We start from the raw sequence: 17,796 nt of genomic DNA, 5'->3' as shown, positions 1-17,796 counted from the left end.
ATCTTTATCAGCGACGTTCTCACGGTATACCTTTTTAAAATGCAATTTTTGGGATAATGAAAAAAGGCTCTGATTATAATTGACGATCCTATATAAAAAAAGTTAAAGTGCCTTTATGAGAGTGATATTATACACAGGCAAAGGTGGGGTTGGTAAAACGACCGTATCGGCAGCAACAGCGGTTCGTTCTGCGGAATTCGGGAATAGTACAATTGTTTTAAGTACAGATGCAGCGCATAGTCTATCCGATGTTTTCGGTATGCCCATAGGCAAAGAGCCAAAGAAGCTAAAGACGAACCTATTCGCACAGGAGATAGACGTTCAGAATGAAATATCTAATAACTGGGGAAAGATTGAATCATACATAAAAATATTACTGCAAAGCCAGGGACTCGATGAATTAATTGCAGAAGAGCTTGCAACCCTGCCGGGAATGGAAGAGTTATTCAGCCTTTTAAAGATACTTGAGTATAAAGATCAGGGCAGTTTTGATGTTGCAATAATAGATTGTGCACCAACCGCAAACACAATAAGGCTGCTCAGCTTTCCCGAGATATTTCAATGGTATATGGACAAGTTTTTCAACATCGGCAGAAAAATAGCAAAGATAGTAAGACCTGCCGCCGAAAAATTTGCCAGAATACCATTCCCAAAAGACGAAGTTTATGGTGCAATAGAACAGTTATACTTAAAAATGGTAAAAATAAAAGCACTACTCATAGACAACAATTTTACAACCATAAGACTTATGGTAAATCCCGAAAAAATGGTTATAAATGAATCAATAAGAGCTCAGACCTATCTTAATATGTTTGGATTCACAATAGATGCCGTAATCATAAACAAGATATATCCACAGGAAATCAACGATTCATACTTGGCCAACTGGCTTGAGATTCAGGATAAGCATATCAAACACATTTCGAAGTCCTTTGCCGGCACCCCTCTATTTAGAGCAAAATTATACAATAAGGAGATGATCGGGATTCAGGCCCTGTCACAATTTGCAGACGCATTGTTCGAGAGTGAAAACCCATCAAAGATCTTCAGCAAAGAATCTCCAATTAAAATAAATAAAAAGGGCAACAGCTTCATTTTTATGTTAAAACTGCCCGGTGTTAAAAAAGAGGAGATTGAATTATTTATCAGTGGTGATGAGCTTATCCTTAAAATAAGGAATTTCCAGAGGAATATTGCACTACCGAGGGCACTTCAGACAAAGGAGATTAAAGAAGCCTCAACAGAGGATGATTGGCTAAAAATAACTTTTGTATGAAAAAAAAACAGAACATAACCAAATTAAACCCTGAGGCCATAAAAGCACTTGAAGCCTCTAAACAACATTTCTTAACGGCAAATAGAGAGGACATACTTGCTCTAATATCACTCGTAGACTTTGTTAGAGAAACTATTAGCAATTATGATAACGGAGAAGCTACTGCACTATTAGTATCTATTCTTAACCTGTTTCAACTTCTATTAAATGTAATAATAGGCAAGGTAATTGATCCTCTAAGGCTGGGAAATATGCCGGCAGATGCTGGGGAGATATTATATTTGATCAATAGTATGATCGATGAGGAGATGGAAAGATTAAAAAAACAGGGGATTGAACAAATGGATCCAAGATGGCAGATGTTGGAGAGCTTAAGAAGCATTTTGAAGGGTGAGAGAAAAAAACAAAAATCAAAAAAGATTAAAAAAATCATCATTGAATAGGACGAAAGTCTGTGTTTATAATTTGATATGATAACAAAAGGTAATTTAAAAGATATATCGTTTATTAAGATTTTGATAAGCCTGTACTCGGAGAAAAGTACGGGCATATTAAGGCTGACCAATGGCTCGGAGGTAAAGATTGTTTACATATCAAAAGGTAAGCCGGTATTTTCTGCGTCTAATTCTTCCTCTGACAGGATGGGAACAATGGTATCAAGGCTTGGGCTTGTTTCTGAAGCACAACTTGATGCTGCTTTAAAAGAAGTCATGAAAACAGGCAACAGGCTGGGGACCATACTTGTAAATATGGGGCTCTTAACACCTGAACAGCTTTTTGACCTTGTTCTAAAACAAGTTTCCGAGATTATCTACTCTGTCTTTGAGTGGGATGACGGGATATACAACTTTATAGAGGGAGCTCCTTTTAGTGACGAGGTTATAACGCTTGACCTGAGCATGTGGACACTCATATTGGAAGGTGTGAAAAGGAAATTTAGCCCTGACAAATTAAAAGAGCTGATTGGTTCTACCAAAACAATAATACAAAAAACGGCATCATCGGAAGATGGTATACATATATTGAAAAATACGGAAGGTGAGAAGATATACAATCTTATAGATGAAAATAAAACTGTAAACAATATAGTAACAGAAGGAAGCATGGGTGAATTAAAAACCATACAAATACTAGGAGTATTAAGATTACTCGAACTGATTTATCCAAGCTCTGAAAAGACAGAAACTGCTGAAACACCTATGCTTAAAATAGAAATAACATCAAAGCTCGAAACATTTAAGAATCAAAACCTGTTTGAGAAACTCGGACTTGATAAAACAGCGACAAAGGAACAAATACTCTCTGCTTTTACACAATTATCACAGAAGTACAGGCCTGATAGATTCCTGGATGGAGAATATGCAGAAATAAAACCGCTTGCAACAGAACTGTACAACCAGGTGCTTGAAGCATTTACCATCATTTATAAAGATACCTCAAGGGAAAAATATTTAAGAGAATTGAGCGAGGAAGATAAAAGTATGCTGTCTGTAGAGTCAGACCCGGTACTTGCCAGACAAATTTTTGAAAAGGGTAAAATACTTGTTAATGAAAAAAATTATAGAGATGCATATAATGCATTTAAAACAGCAATAGATAATGATTCGACCATAGGTGAATATTATACTGCAATGGGTATTCTCGAGACAATGGATTTTTCTGAACACCAGATAAATATTGCCAATGCTGAAAAAGCTTTCCTTAAAGCTAATGAACTGAACCCGGAAGAGGCAAGAAATCTCTACTATCTCGGTATAATATACAAAAATAAAAAAGAGTATAAGAAAGCTCGCGAATGCTTTTTAAAGGCACTGGTGCATAATTCAAATCATAAAGAATCAAAAAAACAACTAGAACTGCTTGAACGAGAAGAATAATGTCAATACTACAGATACACACATATCCGGAAAGCATACTTAAAAAAAAGGCAAAACCAGTAAAAAATATAGACAACAATATCCGTACACTTATAGGTAATATGTTTGAAACCATGTACAACGCTTTGGGGATAGGATTAGCGGCTACACAAATTGGAGAAGAAAGCCTTTTATTCTTAATGGATGTCCATACGGAAGATGAAAAAAAACATCCGATGGTATTTATTAACCCAAGAATTGTGGAATCAAGCGGCGAGGCCTCAATAGAAGAAGGATGTCTTAGTCTGCCCGGCTTCAGAATAAACGTTAAAAGAAACGATCAAATCCTTGTTTCGGCTTTTGATCTAAATGAGAAAGAAATCTTTTTTGAAGCAAAAGGATTAACAGCAATAGTTATACAGCATGAGATGGATCACCTTATGGGGATAACACTACTTGATAAGACGTCATTGCTTAAAAGAGAGGCTTATATCAGATCGTTAAAAAAAGACAGGTCAGAACACGGTCCTGCTAACCATCATTCACGAAAAATATAATAATCTGTTATATGAAAATAATATTTATGGGTAGTTCTTCATTTAGTATACCTGCCTTTGAAGCATTAATAAATTCACACCATGACATAATTGGCGCAGTAACAAAACCTCCGAAGCCCTCTGGAAGAGGACTTATTAAAAAACCGACTCGCGTACACGAAACTGCAATAAAACACGATATAGATACAATGACACCGTCAAATCTTTCCGATGAGCCTTTTAAAAAATGGCTGCAATCAAGAATACCCGATGCTATAGTCGTATCTGCTTATGGCAAACTTATACCACCATACATATTAACATTACCCCGGTATGGCTGCATAAACATACATCCATCTTTACTTCCCAAATACAGAGGTGCGGCACCAATACAGAGATGCCTTTTGAAGGGTGATACCAAAACGGCTGTTACTGTAATGAAGCTTGATGAAGGTATGGATACGGGTCCCATAATCATGCAACAAACAGAGATGATAGATATACTTGATAATGCAATTTCACTTGAGGATAGACTCTCACGAATCGGCGCTGATCTATTATTAAAATCGCTTTCTTTGCTTGAACAGCAGGCTGTCACCCCTATCCCGCAAAATAATGACTTAGCAGTGTTAGCACCAAAGATATCAAAAGAAGAGGGCGAGCTTGATTTCAATAAGTCTGCCGTAGAAAACCATAATACGGTTAGAGCACTCATTTCATGGCCTACCGCATGGACATACTATAAGGGTAATCCTCTACAGATATTAAGTACAGAACCTTTGGACGAGGCTCCCAAACAAGTCCCGGGTACTATAATAGAAAGCAATAAGAATGGAATTCATACTGCAACGGGGAAAGGCATCTTACTTATAAAGTATGTCAAACCAAATTCCGGTAAACCAATGTCTGCATTTGATTTCGCAATAGGCAGAGGATTAAAATCTGGAGACATGTTTAAGAAATAATGTATCCATTTTATTGGAGACAATCCCCCGAAGGATGTATCGAATAAGGAAGTTTATGTTCCGGTTAATATGCTTACAAAGGTATATTGCCGTGTTTTTTTGGAGGATTTGTATCGCGTTTATTTTTAAGCATTTTTAATGCCGATATAATCTTATATCTTGTATCCGACGGCATAATCACTTCATCAATGTATCCAAGCTCTGCCGCCTTCCATGGTGATGCAAATTTTTCTCTATACTCCTCTACCAATTGATTGCGTCTTGCCTGTGGATCCTTAGCAGAATCGATATCTTTTTTGAATATAATATTAACCGCACCATCCGGGCCCATAACAGCTATTTCAGCGCCGGGATATGCATAGTTTATATCAGCCCTTATATGTTTACTTGACATAACATCATAAGCACCGCCATAAGCTTTTCTTGTGATGACAGTTATCTTCGGAACGGTTGCCTCCGCAAATGCATAGAGTAATTTTGCACCATGCCTTATTATACCTCCATGCTCCTGGACAGTACCTGGCAAAAAACCAGGCACATCTTCAAATGTAATCAGCGGGATATTGAATGCATCACAAAACCTCACAAATCTTGCAGCTTTTACGGATGCATCTATATCAAGCGTTCCTGCAAGAGATGCCGGCTGATTGGCGACAATACCAACAGGCATAGAGCCATATCTTGCAAACCCTACAACAATGTTTGTTGCATAAGTCTCATGAACCTCAAGAAAATACCCTTCGTCAACAGTGGCAAAAATCAGCTCCTTTATATCATAAGGCTTGTTCGGCTGATCAGGTATAAGGCTATCAAGCTCGGCAATAATACGATCATGAGGGTCAGTGGTGGGTTTTAAAGGCGGATCATCAAGATTGTTTGATGGAATGAAACCCAGAAGTTCTCTTATACCAAGCAAACATTCCTCATCAGAATCAAATGTAAAATGTGCAATACCGCTTTTTGTTGCATGTGTAATTGCACCGCCAAGCTCTTCTTTTGAAACCTCTTCATGCGTAACCGATTTTACAACATCAGGACCAGTAACAAACATATAGCTCGTTCCTTTGGTCATGAATATGAAGTCTGTTATCGCAGGGGAATAAACAGCACCGCCTGCACACGGTCCCATTATGGCAGAGATTTGAGGGACAACACCCGATGTAAGCACATTCCTTAAGAATATATCGGCATAGCCGGCAAGACTTTCTACCCCTTCCTGAATCCTTGCACCGCCAGAATCATTAAGACCGATTACAGGTGCACCATTCTTTACTGCGAGATCCATTATTTTGCATATCTTTTTTGCATAAGCCCCTGAGAGAGAGCCCCCGAATACTGTAAAATCCTGAGAAAAAACATAAACAAGCCTGGCATTAATAGTTCCGTATCCTGTTACAACACCATCACCAAGATATTTTTGTTTGTCCATTCCAAAGTCGATCGCCCTGTGAAGCACGAATTTATCGAGTTCTACAAAACTTCCTTTATCAAGGAGTATTTCTATTCTTTCTCTTGCAGTAAGCTTACCGGAATCATGCTGTTTTTTAATCCTGTATTCACCGCCGCCAAGTTCTGCTTCACTGTGCATCCTTGCAAGCTCTTTTATACGTTTTTCATCGGACATATAATCTCCAAAAACTTAGTGTCTTTCTACTGCATTTACCATTATTAGCACCTTGTCTATCTCTTATACGGCTTTCGTACTTTTTTAATTGATTCATCGGCTTTTAGAAATGCCTGAGCCGCAGCAAGCCTTGCAACAGGTATCCTGTATGGTGAACAGCTTACATAGGATAATCCTGCATTATGACAGAAAAAAATTGTTTTAGGATCACCGCCATGTTCGCCGCATATCCCGAGTTTTATATCAGGCCTTGTCTTCCGTCCTTTTTCAACAGCAATCTTTACCAGTTCTCCAACGCCTTTGACATCAATAGTTGAGAATGGATCAAAGTTTAGTATGTTTTGCAGTTTTATACTTACCTTATAGCCACAGTCTCCGCAAATACCATCCTTATTCAGCTTTCCACCGCAGATAGGACAATGCTCCCCGTACGTCATATAAAAGTTTATAAACTTACCAGCATCATCCCTTGAAAACCCATAAGTGGTCTGTGTCAGGTCATTTGTTCCGAATGAGAAAAACTCTGCTTCTGACGCGATCTCATCGGCAGTGATAGCAGCTCTTGGAAGCTCTATCATAGTTCCAATCAGGTATTTTACTTTCCTATTTCTCTGCTTCATTACTTCTTCGCCTGTCTGGATGACTATTGTCTTTTGTGCATGCATTTCTTTCATAGTGCTTATAACGGGCAGCATGATCTCCGGATAAACCTTTACACCCTGTTCCAGCAGATCGCATGCCGCATTAATAATAGCACTTACCTGCATCCTTGTGATATCCGGCATAACGATACCGAGTCTCGCACCTCTCAGACCAAGCATAGGATTAAATTCATGAAGTTCTTCAACCCTTTCAAGCAGTTTCTTTTTTTCATTAATAACCACAGGCGCAGCTTTATTACACTCAAGTTTTGTTATCTCAACCATAAGATCTTCGCGTTTGGGCAGGAATTCATGAAGAGGCGGGTCAAGTAATCTTATTGTAACAGGCAGTCCTTCCATTTCTTTAAGGATACCGGCAAAATCCTCTTTCTGCATCTTTTCGAGCATGCCGAGGTATTTAAGCCTTTCATCTCTTTTATCAGCAAGGATCATACTCTGCATAATACCGATCCTTGATTCATCAAAAAACATGTGCTCTGTTCTGCAAAGCCCTATTCCCTCTGCACCAAACGCCCTTGCCTTTTGTGCATCTCTTGGAATATCAGCGTTTGCCCTTACCCCGAGTGTTCGTATCTTATCAGTCCATGTCATGATTGTTTTAAAATCACCCGTCAGATCCGGTTCTACAAAAGGGACCCTCCCCATAATAACATCACCTGTAGAGCCATTTATAGATATGTGATCACCTTCTTTGAAAAGCTTATCTACTATCTTAACCGACTTTGTCTTTTCATCTATTTCAAGCACACTGCACCCGACAACAGCGGGTTTTCCGTACTGCCTTGCTACGACAGCAGCATGTGATGTCATTCCACCTCTCCTTGTTAAAATACCCTTTGATGCATCCATACCGTGAATATCATCCGGCGATGTTTCTTCCCTTAAAAGTATAACAGCCTCACCTTTTTTTGAGAGTTCCACTGCCCTATCAGCGTCAAGAACGATTAGCCCTGAGGCAGCGCCTGGCGATGCTGCGAGCCCTTTAGCAACAACATCGTATTTTACCTTTGGATCGAATACGGGATGCAGCAATTGCTCAAGTTTATCGGGTTCTATCCTCATTATAGCCTGTTCTTTCGTAATAAGCTTTTCTTTTACCATATCAACAGCGATCTTAAGCGCTGCCTGAGGCGTTCTTTTACCAGAACGAGTTTGAAGCATATAGAGTTTTCTGTCTTCTATTGTAAATTCAAAATCTTGAACATCTCTATAGTGCTTTTCCAATCTTGTTGTTATATCCTTAAGCTGTTTGTACACACCCGGCATCTCCTGTGCCAATTCTGATATAGGTTTCGGCGTTCTTATACCTGCGACAACATCCTCACCCTGGGCATTGACAAGATACTCGCCATAGAATACCCTTTCTCCTGTAGCAGGATTTCTTGTAAAGCCAACGCCCGTTGCTGAATTATTACCGGTATTACCAAATACCATTGTTTGAATATTCACTGCAGTCCCAAGGTTATCAGGAATATTGTTTTGCTTTCTATAATAAATTGCCCGATTATTGTTCCATGATTTAAAAACAGCCTCTATCGCCATAAACAATTGCTGATATGGATCCTGAGGGAATTCAGATTTTGTTCTCGATTTTATGATATTTTTAAAATCTTCTATTACGGATTTTAAAGCGGTTGGAGGTACGGATACATCATCGGTTGCATTAAATCTCTTTTTATATCCATCAAAAGCATCTTCAAAAATCTTTTTCTCTATACCGAGTACAACGTCTCCAAACATGTATATAAACCTCCTGTAGCTGTCATAAGCAAACCTTTGATTCCCGGTTTTCTCTGCAAGCCCCGCAACAGTCAGATCATTAAGTCCGAGATTAAGTATTGTATCCATCATCCCAGGCATCGAAAACTTTGCACCGGAACGTACGGAAACGAGTAAAGGACTATTTTTATCGCCAAACCCTTTCTCTGCTATTACCTCGAGCCTTTTCATTGCTTTTTTAACTTCTTCTTTTAAGCCGGATGGAAATCTCATCCCGGTTTTAAAATACTGGATACATATAGTCGTTGGAATTGTAAAACCAGGCGGAACAGGTATGCCTGCCCTTGTCATCTCTGCAAGCCCTGCACCCTTTCCTCCAAGCAGATCCTTCATCTCACCTGTACCGTCTGCTCTGGCTTTTGCAAAAAAGTAAACGATCTTATTCTTTACTGCCATAAATACCCCCTGTGTTTAGTTTTGTTATATCAAGCAATTGATTAATAAGCATGCCTATATTTGTAAGCATCAATAATCTGTTATTTCTTACATCCAGATTTTCCGTCATTACAAGCACCTTTTCAAAAAACAAGTTTACATGCGGTATGAGCGTTTCAAGTGTCTTTATATAGCCTTTATAATCCCTATTTGCAAGTTTTGGTTGGGCTAATTTATATACCTCTAAGTATTTGTTATATAAATCCTTTTCATAAGACTCTACAAATAATGAGGTATCTACTTTATCATTATTTGATGTTTTATATCCTTTCGTGATATTTATTGCCCTTCTATAAGCTAAGTAAACAGGCTCAAACTCCTTTTTCAGCACCGTATCACTTAATGCTTTGATTCTCTGTTCAACCTCTATTATGTTTACAGGCTTTGTTTCAATCACTGCTTCAATGAGCATATCATCCATATTTATTCCTTCTTTGATAATACCTTTGAGCCTTATCAGTATATAGTTCATGATCTGTCTGGATAGCTTTTCCTTATCATTAATATGCCTGTACATATCAATACCAAAATCTATAATAAGTTTCAGGTCCAGCTCAAGCTGAAATTTGACTATGGTATTTATAATGCCAATCACTGCCCTTCTTAATCCATAAGGATCCTGTGTGCCTGTCGGCTGTTCACCTATACTGAAAAATCCTATCAACGTATCAACCTTATCAGCAATAGAGACAACTGCACCTATCAAGGATTCCGGGAGCTCAGGACTAAAACCCTTCGGCAAATGATGTTCATAGATTGCCTGAGCTATGCGTTCATAGCCCTTATTCTCAAGCACAAGGTATTGTCTGCCAATCGTGCCCTGCAATTCGGGGAATTCAGATACAAGTCTTGTTGCAAGATCGGCTTTGCAAAGCTGTGCCGCTTTAAGAGTCATTATTATTGAGGTTTCATCAAGAGGTTGAAACAAAATTCCTCCTTTAGCAAAGGGGACGGGTTCACGCCCAGAGGATGTGACCCGGGATTTGTTTTTAAATCCAATTTCATCACATAGGTATGAAGATACAGCCACTATACGTTGCGTTTTGTCATAAAGACTGCCAAGCTCCGGATTAAAAATCATACCTTTCAGCAGTTCAACATACGATGCAAGCGGTTGTTTGATATCCTCATTATAATAGAACTCCGCATCCTCAAGCCTTGCATGAAGCACCCGTTCGTACCCTTTCCTGATCACATCGTTGTCTCCATAAGGATTGTTGCTTATCCCTATAAAGTAGGGCAGTAGTTCAGAGTTGTTTTTCTCGATCGGTATGTATTTCTGATGATCTTTCATCACACTTATGATTACTTCTTTAGGCAGATTCATAAACCTTGAGTCAAAAGTACCAAGAATTGCAACAGGAGATTCCACAAGGTTCGACAGGGTATCTAATAATTCATTATCAAGTACAGCACTCCCATGAACATCTTCTGCTATAAGTTTAGCTTGATCTGATATAATGGATTTCCTATGGTCGAAAGATGGAATAATCTTATGGCTTTTTAAAACATTAAGATATGATTTACAGTCTAATACCTTTATTTTTTTATTCTCAAGCAATATGCCTGATGTAAATGATGATGACTTTATTTCCCCAATGGATACCGGTACAACTCTTTGATTATAGAGCACTACAAACCATCTTATTGGTCTGATAAAACTTATGCCGTCTTTCACCCATCTCATGGATTTTTTAAACGGGATATTTAAAATAATATCCTTGAGCTGCTCTCTAATAAGAACATCTGTATTTATCCCCGGTTTTTTAAGCTCAAGTTGTACAAACTCGCCTTTTTCAAGCTTAACAACCTTCAAATCGGATACATCCATACCCTTTGAACGTGCAAAACCAATCGCAGCGGTAGTTGGTTTACCCTTCTGATCATATGCCGATTCTTTTCTTGGTCCTGTACAGGTTATAGAGACAGGCTTGCCTTTATCTGCAAGTCCATTAAAACACACAGCAAGCCTTCTCGGGGTGGTGTAGGTTTGGCAGACCTCTTCAATCGTGTTAGATTCGCTTTCAAAAAGATGATCATTTGTAAAAAGCATCCACAAACTCCGTGAAATATGCTCTATTGCGGGTTTTATCTCATTGACCGGTATCTCTTCAACACCAATTTCTATAAATAGCTCTGACATTACTGTTTTAAACCTATTGAACCATTTGTATCGTTTAAATCGTTGTTTGTCTGAAAGATATACCCCTGGGCAACCGTTTTTGCCATTGCCCTTACCCTTGCGATATACCTTGCCCTTTCCATAACCGATATCGCACGTCTTGCGTCCAGCAGATTAAACACGTGTGAGCATTTTAATGCATAATCATAAGCTGGAAGATATAGACCATCATTCAAAAGCCTTTTTGCCTCATGCTCATATTCATCAAACAGCATGGATAACCTTTTTGTATCAGCACGCTCGAAATTATAAATGGATCCCTGTCTCTCATTCTCTTTATAAAGTTCTCCGTATGTTACTGTTTTATTCCATTTAAGCTCATACACATTCTCAACATTTTGAAGATACATTGCAATTCGCTCCGTGCCATAAGTGATCTCTACAGGCGTGTTAATAAGGTCAATGCCGCCTGTCTGCTGAAAGTATGTAAATTGTGTAATCTCCATACCGTCAAGCCATACCTCCCAGCCAAGACCCCATGCCCCAAGTGTTGGAGATTCCCAATCATCCTCTACAAACCTGATATCATGTTTTTCAGGATCTATGCCGAGCGTTTTGAGACTTTTAAGGTATGTTTGTTGAATACCGGAAGGTGCAGGGCTCATAACAACCTGATACTGAAAATATCTCTGCAGCCTGTTTGGGTTTTCGCCATACCTGCCGTCAGCAGGCCTTCTTGACGGCTGGACATAAGCAGCTGACCATGGTTTAGCACCGAGTACCCGTAAAAAGGTAGACGGATGGAATGTGCCCGCACCAACCTCTATATCATAGGGTTGATCTATAACACATCCGTTATTAGACCAGAATTTATTTAAACTAAAAATTAGCTCCTGAACATACATGACAAGGCACGGTATCCGGAAATATTGGTATTTGTCAAGATTATGTATATTTATTCTGGCTGTTATTCCAGTTCTAAAAGGACATTATAATCCAAAAAGCGTTCAATCCAAAACATGCGTTTGGGAGGTTAATACATCCTTGCTGCTTCTATGGTATCAAGCGGCATGCCATTGGGTGTTGATATGCCTCCAAGTGCGTATATCCAGCCGTTGTCCTCTACTACTGCAAGCCCTGCACGGGGTATGGTCATGGGATCTATGAATACCCATTTACCAAGTGAGCCGTCCGGATTTATTGGTGCTTTCTCAACTGTGTTTGTTATGCCTTTGTCCGTGTATCCCCCTACTGCATACACCCATCCGCTGATTGCAACGGCTGCGAACGCCGCCCTTGGCAGGTTCATTGAGCTTGTGTACTGCCAATTGCCGAGCGTTCCATCTGTCATCACCTGTGCATACTCAACAGAGTTCGTTATAGATGTACCTGTATAGTATCCGCCAAGTGCATACACCAAGGATGTGAAATTCATTCCACTTAAGATTGGTGGATAAATTACTACACCGCTTTTATATCTTGCTGTGTTAAGCACAGAAGTTGTAATAAAATCTCCCATTGGAATACCGTTATGTGATTGTGGTAAGTTCGAAAAAACAGCACATGAAGGATAGCCGGGAAAAACCTGATCAAAAAGGGGGGCGCATCGAACGTTACCCGAATACACACCGTTATACGCCCCTCCTATTATACACATATCACATCCTGTACTGATCGCCCCACCCCCGGTGGGCATGCCGTTTGTTTCATCCACCACTATTCCTTTTCCAAGCATACCTGTAGCATCTGTAGGATATGTAACCTCCATATTGTTTAATGCTCCATTAGCACCTTCTCCACCTGTAGTATAGATAAATCCCATATTTGTAACAGCGGAAAGCCCTGCCCTCGGTTCCCATAAATCAGAAACCTCACTCCATCCACCTATTCTTGAACCATCTATTGTTACCATTTGAATACTTGTTGTGACTGTCGGAGCATAACCACCAATTATATATAAATAGGATGGTTGGTAGTCCCAAGTACTCAAATAATAAGGCACTGCCCCTCCTAATAAGTATATATGGCTCTGATAAGCAATGGAAGACATTAAAGAAAACACAAACCCAAAAGAAGGTAATATCTTCCAGCTCCCTAATATTCCATCTGAATGTATATCAGCATACTCAATAGTTCCTACACCTCCACTTATCGCATATATCCTTTCATTCAACACAACCACATTAAAATCTGTCCTTGCAATCTGCAAAGGACTCGTATAGCTCCATGTACTTAGCGAACCATCTGGATTGATCTTAGCCATTTCTACAGTATTCATACCCCAATTACTTGTGTCACCACCTATTACATAGATATATCCATTATACTCTATAATACCACAACCTTCCCGTGGTGTATTAAGTGGAGATGTGTATTTCCAAAAACCGAGCGTTCCATCTGTCATTACCTGTGCCATCTCAACAGTGTTAGTTACACCTGTTGGTGTCTGTCCACCAATAGCATAAACATATCCACTAAATGCAACTGCCCCAAAATTCCCTCTTGGTGCAAGCATAGCTGTTGTAGTCTGCCATATTCTGATAGAGCCATCTGAGTTAACATTAGTCATAATCACATCGCTTACAGAACTGGTTGAAACACCACTACCTATTGGTTGTATATATGGAGAAAAGCTAATCTCGGTAAACCCTCCCAGAGAATAAATCCAGTTCCCATAACCAATAGTAGAAGAGAAATATCTGAATTTGTCTACAATAGGATTTGCTATATTCTTCCACATACCTATTGTTCCATCAGGATTAATATGGGCATAGCAGGAGAAGACAGAAGTTGAAATTGAGGTACCAGTAGAACTTAACGCCATGAAGGCATAAAGAAATGCATTACTTACAGTAAATGTTGTGTACCTCGTTATCCAGTATTTATCTTTCCATAGTGTTGCAGGTAAAACCTCTGCACTACTTATAAATCCTGTAGTCCCATTTATATCTACCTTTTCAATAGGCGATAGAGGTAATACACCACATGGGAAAGGATCGCAAGCTATATCAGTTTCAGTAGGAAAGCTATAAGAAACAACAGCTGAAAAATCCGCCCTGCCTTCCGGCATATTTCCAATAACCTGCCATGAAGAAGGGCTTGTTCTCTTCGTACATGTGCTCAGAATTATTATCGTAATAAAAATCAATATCAATCTATTTATTCTCATAATGCACCCTTGCTTCTTTTTTTCTTCAAATATCCAATGAATATCAAAGGGATAAATAGACAAAGTAGATTAAACATTATAGCAGAAAAAAGAACATCTACATTTGCAGGAACTACTGCACATCCTCCACTACTCTTATCAATATATTGTGGTGGACCATCTGATGCAGAACTTATACAATTACTTCCATTGCATGTTTGTGCAGCAAAGGTTACCTTTCCGTTTTGACAGTTACTTATCTCACTTGCTGCATTATACACCGCACACCCCTGGTTGTAGCCAGGCACAATGGTGCTGCAGCCAGGATAGGCTGTAGAAGACTGGTACAAGGATGGATCTGTTGAAATAGTCCCGGAGCTGCTACAATAAGAACCATCAGAATTGTAAAAGAATAATTGTGCATTTGTATTTGCACCACTGTAAATGGTAAAGTTTATAGGTGATTGAGTTGGATCTACGCTTTTGCCTTCTCCAATTTCTGGTATTGCAATAGCTACATTGGTCGATTGTAATACCCCATGCCTTGCAAACGCACCCTCTATCTCGTGCCATGGGTCAATGGGGCAGCTTATTAGTCCCGATTGATAAAGTACTTTAGCCCAATACCATTCATATTCATTAGCTGTAAGTAATGGCTGTATAATAAATGAAAAGTCTAAATTAGAGTTTGGATTCTCAACAATAAAATCAGCAGCATTTACATCCAGCCACCATACTTGATCGGAGGATAAGTCATAGGTATTCATCATTCTGTTTCTTAAATCCCACATAGCTCCTGAATAAACCTCTCCCATAAAATGAGAATCAGATGTAACTGGTAGTGATAGAGTGGTAAAAGCAGTATTAGAAGTATAAAAAGATCCAGAAATTGAACTTGCGAACCATGCTGGTTCAAAGGTATTGTTATCAGCATTTCTTTGTAATGCTTGTTCAGATACCAACCACGTGGGGATATGAGGATCCCCTGTCATAAAGAATGCATTAGTATCTGCAAAGCCTTCATGATAAGCCCCGTATATTGGGGCTACACTATAATGAACACCTTTATCATATAGAATAGCATGTCCGTATTCATGAAATATTATGGAGGGATCTCTTGTAAAATCATTAAATAAGTAAATAGTCTCTGTTTTTAAAGGTAAAATACTTGTTATGAAAGTTGAAGGCAACCAATCACAACCCATCCCTATCTCTATAGTTAGTTGTTGTATATGATTATTAGATCCCCATATAGGGTACGTAGCTGCATTATAATTTGGAGATGGAATAAGCAACTTACCATAATGACATGCTGGCGTATTACCTACTATTAATGTATCTCCCATATTTGTCCATATAGATAGTTGAGTTGATGGGGTAAGTGTATTTGACATAGTCGGAAGATGCATTTGAAAGCTTGTAGCATGATAAAGCCTTTCAGCTAATTTGTTTACATTGTAATATGCTGTTACCATATCTGTCATAATATCATTTGTACTGTTTGAAGTATGATATGGTAAGTTATATATTGTATCTGGAAAATCATTATAACTACCATTGTTATACACCCCTTGTGGTATGCAATGTGGCATAGAGTTATTTGGTGGGAAAAGATTTTGATCTGCAACAAATGCATAAACACCATTTAAACAACCGTTATTAGTAAGTAAGCTGGTTAGTGTTACAGGCCAAAAAACAAAATTTAATATAGTCGGCGGGGAAAGAAAAACATTACCTAAGGCAGTATAATAATATGCAATGTTATTCCACTTACTTACAATTGTCCCAGTACTGGCATCTATAAGATAGGTATAATTTATTAAACGTTGAGTATTGGATGCTTGAACTATTACTTGCCACACAAGTCTCCCACTTATGCTTGTTGGGAGAATTTTGAGTTGAGGTGGAATGTTATCTATAGCGGTTGTATCTGTGATCCCTTGATCTTCGAGTACTATACCCTTTGCTGTATCTGCACTTATACTCGGCGTGGTATTTACATTTGTTACAGTTGTGTAATAGTTCCCTAATACCGCTGTTGGTAAATAGTAGATATTCACTCCTATCTTGAGTTGCCCGCCTATTACTTGTACCCCATTTATATATTGGTCAAATTCATACATACTGTAAACATAAGTTGTACCAGAGAAGTTTGCTCTGTAGTCCGCAAGTCTTAAATCATGCAAATCCACGGGATAGCCGAATACCGGGGCAAGGGACTGTAGAAAGCCTATTACTCCCTGGTATGCACCGCTGTTTTGTCCTGTAAAAATTGAAAAATCTTCTTTAGCTGTATCTGTATTGCCTGCCATGTCCTTAATTGTTATCCCAACATTATGAACGCCGTCTGAAAGTGCATAAGGCGGCTTAAAGCTTGCAGAAGTGTCGGTTGTTACAAACAATGTCGTTACATCTGTGTAATCAAGTAATGCCTTGAATGTATTCGTATCTATGCAGCTTAGATTATCATGGTAGTTTACAGTGATCTGTGGGTATGAATCGTTCAAAACTGTATTTGCTGGTGGTGCTGTTATGGTAATAGTCGGCGGGGTTGAATCTATTATAAATGTGCCGGCGCCGGTTTGGGCTGTTGTAATAAGCTTGGTATGGTGCTGTTCATCATTATCACTCTCTTGCTCATTATATATACTTTCACGATACAATGCGGCTGTAAGTTGATAAGAATATACACCGTCTTTATATCCTACAGTGGTAAATGGTATGCCTGCCTGTGTACCAATCCATTCGCATTCCTTGCCTTCCACTTCTTGCTCATTATTCCCGGAAATCTGCCCAGCATCTTCATTACCATCTCCTTGTTTGATGCAATTGCTCGGGTTTATATATGTTGTGTTATAAAGTGCAGCTACAGTGTTGTTTGATGAATCCTTAATAATAACCTGCTCTACAATATAAAAGACCTTGCTCTCTGCATCACTGTTGCTGTGCCTCTGTCCTTCAAGTGCATCTGTATGCATAATGGCAAATGACATGTCAAACATTGTTGTGTTTGTATAACCATTGCCTTCTGAGATTATGGGCTGGGTTGCAGTAAAGCTTAAGATTGATAGTTTTTGGTCTTCTACGAATACAGGAGACAGTGTTGGTGTAATAGGTTTTACACAAACGCCTGAATCTACATACATGGGTTCAAAGAGATGAGGCACCGAGGCAGGCAGATTTGATCTGCCTTTGTAACCATTACCCCATGTAAGAACGCCTTGAGAATAACCTGTTTGATTGTTCCATTGAGATGTCCAGTTGTTGCCGTTTTGCATATTGAATAAGTTAAATGAAGATGCTGCTGATGGATTTGAATTACCTGCAAAAGATACACCTGAAAATAGAATGCCTAAAACCAACCCCAAGGCCGCACACTGGATCGTCTGTGTG

At 39.0% G+C, this 17,796-nt stretch carries 11 protein-coding genes; 5 read left to right on the top strand and 6 right to left on the bottom strand.

Features of this window, described 5'->3' with window-relative positions; all coding sequences use genetic code 11:
• The first annotated feature begins 115 nt into the window (after window positions 1–115).
• The 5 genes from M1381_06350 to fmt are packed head-to-tail and all read left to right on the top strand — an operon-like array spanning window position 116 to window position 4,633.
• Window positions 116–1,276: an ArsA family ATPase gene (locus M1381_06350; protein ID MCL4478704.1), complete on the top strand. Its 1,161-nt coding sequence runs from the start codon at window positions 116–118 to the stop codon at window positions 1,274–1,276.
• Window positions 1,273–1,719, top strand: coding sequence for a hypothetical protein (locus M1381_06345; protein ID MCL4478703.1), 447 nt, complete (start codon window positions 1,273–1,275; stop codon window positions 1,717–1,719). The genes M1381_06350 and M1381_06345 overlap by 4 nt, the downstream gene beginning before the upstream one ends.
• A gap of 27 nt (window positions 1,720–1,746) precedes the next feature.
• Window positions 1,747–3,153, top strand: a complete 1,407-nt coding sequence (locus M1381_06340) for a DUF4388 domain-containing protein (protein ID MCL4478702.1) — start codon at window positions 1,747–1,749, stop codon at window positions 3,151–3,153.
• Window positions 3,153–3,689 carry a peptide deformylase gene (gene def / locus M1381_06335; protein ID MCL4478701.1) on the top strand — a complete coding sequence of 179 codons (537 nt, stop codon included), beginning with the start codon at window positions 3,153–3,155 and terminating at the stop codon, window positions 3,687–3,689. The genes M1381_06340 and def overlap by 1 nt, the downstream gene beginning before the upstream one ends.
• A gap of 11 nt (window positions 3,690–3,700) precedes the next feature.
• Window positions 3,701–4,633, top strand: a complete 933-nt coding sequence (gene fmt, locus M1381_06330; GenBank protein MCL4478700.1) for a methionyl-tRNA formyltransferase — start codon at window positions 3,701–3,703, stop codon at window positions 4,631–4,633.
• A gap of 73 nt (window positions 4,634–4,706) precedes the next feature.
• On the opposite strand, the gene M1381_06325 is transcribed toward fmt, so the two are convergent.
• The 6 genes from M1381_06325 to M1381_06300 form a co-directional block, all read right to left on the bottom strand.
• Complete coding sequence (locus tag M1381_06325) at window positions 4,707–6,257, bottom strand: acyl-CoA carboxylase subunit beta (GenBank protein ID MCL4478699.1); 1,551 nt, start codon at window positions 6,255–6,257, stop codon at window positions 4,707–4,709.
• A gap of 56 nt (window positions 6,258–6,313) precedes the next feature.
• The gene (gene ppdK, locus M1381_06320) at window positions 6,314–9,094 is read right to left on the bottom strand and encodes a pyruvate, phosphate dikinase (GenBank protein ID MCL4478698.1); all 2,781 of its coding nucleotides are present in this window, start codon (window positions 9,092–9,094) and stop codon (window positions 6,314–6,316) included.
• On the bottom strand, window positions 9,078–11,276 hold the full coding sequence (gene glyS / locus M1381_06315) for a glycine--tRNA ligase subunit beta (GenBank protein ID MCL4478697.1): 2,199 nt from the start codon (window positions 11,274–11,276) through the stop codon (window positions 9,078–9,080). The genes ppdK and glyS overlap by 17 nt, the downstream gene beginning before the upstream one ends.
• Window positions 11,276–12,160, bottom strand: coding sequence for a glycine--tRNA ligase subunit alpha (locus tag M1381_06310; GenBank protein ID MCL4478696.1), 885 nt, complete (start codon window positions 12,158–12,160; stop codon window positions 11,276–11,278). The genes glyS and M1381_06310 overlap by 1 nt, the downstream gene beginning before the upstream one ends.
• A 128-nt stretch (window positions 12,161–12,288) precedes the next feature.
• Window positions 12,289–14,424 (bottom strand): hypothetical protein, encoded by a 2,136-nt coding sequence (locus M1381_06305; GenBank protein MCL4478695.1) that lies wholly within the window; start codon window positions 14,422–14,424, stop codon window positions 12,289–12,291.
• Window positions 14,421–17,681 carry a PepSY domain-containing protein gene (locus tag M1381_06300; GenBank protein MCL4478694.1) on the bottom strand — a complete coding sequence of 1,087 codons (3,261 nt, stop codon included), beginning with the start codon at window positions 17,679–17,681 and terminating at the stop codon, window positions 14,421–14,423. Before M1381_06300 ends, M1381_06305 begins: the two co-directional genes overlap by 4 nt.
• Window positions 17,682–17,796: the final 115 nt, after the last annotated feature.

The sequence above is a fragment of the Deltaproteobacteria bacterium genome (assembly GCA_023382265.1).
Lineage (GTDB): Bacteria > JAMCPX01 > JAMCPX01 > JAMCPX01 > JAMCPX01 > JAMCPX01.
The sequence above is the reverse complement of the archived record's forward strand: the minus strand, read 5'-3'. Positions and strand labels throughout refer to the sequence as shown.